Origin of the sequence: Blautia sp. BIOML-A1, from assembly GCF_009883055.1 — a bacterium.
Classification (GTDB): Bacteria; Bacillota; Clostridia; order Lachnospirales; family Lachnospiraceae; genus Blautia_A.
The window spans coordinates 1-1,058 of sequence record NZ_WWVR01000097.1; the positions used below are offsets into that span (position 1 = coordinate 1).

At 38.6% G+C, this 1,058-nt stretch carries 2 protein-coding genes; both read right to left on the reverse strand.

The genetic code is table 11. From position 1 onward, the window contains the following. A partial coding sequence (locus GT674_RS16970; protein WP_330585653.1) for a transposase occupies window positions 1-377 on the reverse strand: 377 nt, incomplete at its 3' end. A gap of 90 nt (window positions 378-467) precedes the next feature. Next, window positions 468-1,049 (reverse strand): RNA-guided endonuclease InsQ/TnpB family protein, encoded by a 582-nt coding sequence (locus GT674_RS16975; protein WP_442859872.1) that lies wholly within the window; start codon window positions 1,047-1,049, stop codon window positions 468-470. Window positions 1,050-1,058 lie beyond the last annotated feature (9 nt).

Below are 1,058 nucleotides of genomic sequence, written 5' to 3' on the forward strand. Positions count from 1 at the left end.
TTCCATTTTTCTGATATCGGACGGTGAAGCTTTATCCTGATGGCTGTCATCTTAGGCAGTTTCAAATATTTTCCTTCTAGAAAGATATTTCCATTCACTACGTTTGTTGTATAAGATTTCCTTGATGACTTCTTTGATTTGAAGCGTGGAAATCCTGCGGATGGTTCACGAAAGAACTTACAGAAAGCACTTTCCAGATGCATCTGTACATTTGCCAGTGCTAATGAATCCACCTCTTTCAGCCAGGGATATTCTTTCTTATAGCTGGCTGGTGTATTCCTTAACATCTTCTTTTCTTTTTTATAATGTTCTATCTTATCTGCAAGCATACAGTTATAGATAAATCGACTGCAGCCGATTGTTTTTTCTATCTGCACACGTTGTTCTGCATTTGGATAGATTCTTATTTTTACTGCCCGGTTTATTTTCCTCACCTCATATTTCTATATGTTGATAAATAATTTCAATCATTGCTTTTGAACATTTTGTTCNAAATCTTTTCTCTGATTTCGGATCTTTTCATGACACAGTGCAACCCGTTTCTTCTGTTTTTCATAATTCCGACTGCCTCTCTGGCATCTGGACAGTTTCCGCTGTTCCCGTGCAAGCTTTTTCTCTGTATTCCGGTAGAACATCGGATATCCGGCTCTTTCACCGGTAGAAAATACACACATCCCATGCATGGCAAAATCAATCCCCAGAAATTTTTCTGCCGGTCTTTTTTCTGCTGTTTGGTTTTCACAGCAAAATAACAGACTTGCAAAATATTTTCCGGATGGTTCCCGGCTGACTGTTACAGATTTCAGTTTCCATTTTTCTGATATCGGACGATGAAGCTTTATCCTGATGGCTGTCATCTTAGGCAGTTTCAAATATTTTCCTTCTAGAAAGATATTTCCATTCACTACGTTTGTTGTATAAGATTTCCTTGATGACTTCTTTGATTTGAAGCGTGGAAATCCTGCGGATGGTTCACGAAAGAACTTACAGAAAGCACTTTCCAGATGCATCTGTACATTTGCCAGTGCTAATGAATCCACCTCTTTCAGCCAGGGATA